A 2,147-nucleotide genomic window follows, 5' to 3' on the forward strand; every position below is an offset into this window, starting at 1 on the left:
AGGCAAAGGCAACAAGCGCCATCACCCATGCGGCAACGGGATACACCAGCTTGCGCCACCATGCGATGGCATAGACTTGGGTATTTTGGTTGTTTTTTTCCAGATGGTCGATGTAGGTGGTCAATTCACCAACAGACATTTGATCGGGCTTGACGAGCAATACATCCATCAGGTTGCGTTTGACGGAAATCGGCCAGTTTTCTTCAGCGGTAGTAGAAACCTCGACTTTATCTTCGCCCAATATACTGCGGCGGATATTTTTCAGCTGCCAACTACCGTCGGAATTCAAAACGGCTGATTCGGCTTCCGCCGCTTGGGTCAATTCGTTTTTATCGTTGCGTTCCCAAATTTTGATGCCCAAAAGCGTATGGTCGGGCAGCATTTCGCGCACGTTGATAATGCTGTTTTTTTCTTTCAGCCAAAGTCCGGTATTACCTGTACTGATTTTGCCGTTGATGGCGGCGGCTTTGATGTTTTCGGCTTTTTGACTCAGCGTGGGGGCAACCCATTCGCCAAGCGCAACGGTGGCAATGGCGAAAATCAAACCGAACTGCGACAGAATCAACAGCAGCTTTTTGGTGCTCATGCCACTGGCTTTGATAACGGTCAGCTCGCTGCCGGAAGCCAGTTGGCTGAGGGAAATCAGGCCGCCGATCAAAACGGCGAGCGGCATCAGTTCATATGCGCGCGCAGGCATCTGCATTAAAACATACTGCCCCAATTTTGCGCCGTTATAGCTGCCTTTTCCAAGATCGCCGACTTCGTTGATGATTTCAAAAAAGCTGTACAAAGCGAGGAAGGCAAGGAGGGCATAAATCGCCATAACCGCCATTTGACGGATGATGTAACGTGAAATCAGGTTCATTTTCCGCCTTTCAATGTCAGACTTTTGGCAACCGCCTGCCAGAAGGGTTGGCTAGGCATACTGCGTACGCGCAGCAGGACGACGGCAATCACAAACATGATGATGTGCATAGGCAGCAGTCCGAGCCAAAAATGGATTCTGCCGTCTTCTACAGCATTGCGCAGGAAGGTTAGCCCGTTTTGGTAAACCAAAAACAAACCGATGGCAATCAGGATATTGTAGGTATGGCCGCTGCGCGGATTGAAATAGGAAAGCGGTACGGCAAGCAGGCAGAGCAGGAGGACGCTGACGGTCAGCGAGATGCGCCACATCAATTCCGCTTGGTGTTGGGGATTGCTGCTGCCAATCAGTTGTGCGGTCGGAATGGTACGGCGGTGTGAAACAGGGTCGATGAGTTTCGGCGTGGTGCTGATAATCAGGCTGAGGTGTTGGAAAGAAACGCGGTTGTAATCGGCTTTGCCGGGCGTACCGCTGTAACGGTAGCCGTCGCGCAATTCAAGCGTACGTTTGTTGTCTGTCAGCGAAAAATTGCCCTCTTTGGCAAAAACGATGTTGTCGTTGCCGTTTTTGTCCTGCTCGCGCAGGAAGAGGTTTTTCATGATGCCGGATTCGGTATCGAAGGTTTCGACAAAATAAACCCTGCCGTTGCGCTTGCCCAAGCTATTGAACTCGCCGGCTTCCACCAAAGACAACTCCTGCTTCTGCTTCAAAATTTCGGCATATTCACGACTGCGCAACTCTGCCCACGGCATTACCCAAAGTTGCATGACGGCAATCAAAATGGCAAACGGCACGGCAAACTGCATAACCGGGCGTATCCATTGTTTCAATGCCAATCCGCAGGAGAGCCAAACCGACATTTCGCTGTCGCGCCAGTAGCGGGTCAATACGGTCAACGTACTGATAAATGCGGTCAACACCAGCAAAAGCGGGGTCATGCCGATGACCCAGAAGCCGACCAAGGCCAACACGGCATCGATGGCGACACGCCCGTCGGCTGCACGGCCAAGCAGGTTGATGGCCTGCGTGGACACCAATACCGCCAAGAGAACGACAAAGATGCCGACGGCGGTAAAGGAAAGTTCTTTAATAAAGTTTCTTTGGTAAATCATAAGATTGAGCGTGGTATACGGTTTATGGGAAACCTATATTTATTTAATAAGGCTTCAGACGGCATGACACAAATGGAGTACAATGATTTTCATCTGTTCGGACGGTTGGTCAACAGGCCGTCTGAACAACCGACAACCGTTCCAATCAGGAGAATAAACGTGAAATTTAG

2 protein-coding genes are annotated in these 2,147 nt (G+C 50.6%); both read right to left on the reverse strand.

Annotation, left to right across the window (positions count from 1 at the left end):
• Positions 1-865, reverse strand: an 865-nt coding sequence (gene lptG / locus ACTHUE_RS16480) for an LPS export ABC transporter permease LptG (RefSeq protein WP_440424006.1), incomplete at its 3' end; no start/stop codon positions are given.
• On the reverse strand, positions 862-1,977 hold the full coding sequence (gene lptF, locus ACTHUE_RS16485) for an LPS export ABC transporter permease LptF (RefSeq protein WP_440424007.1): 1,116 nt from the start codon (positions 1,975-1,977) through the stop codon (positions 862-864). The genes lptG and lptF, both read right to left, overlap by 4 nt.
• Between the last annotated feature and the right edge of the window lie 170 nt (positions 1,978-2,147).

The organism is Neisseria sp. P0021.S005 (assembly GCF_051956955.1).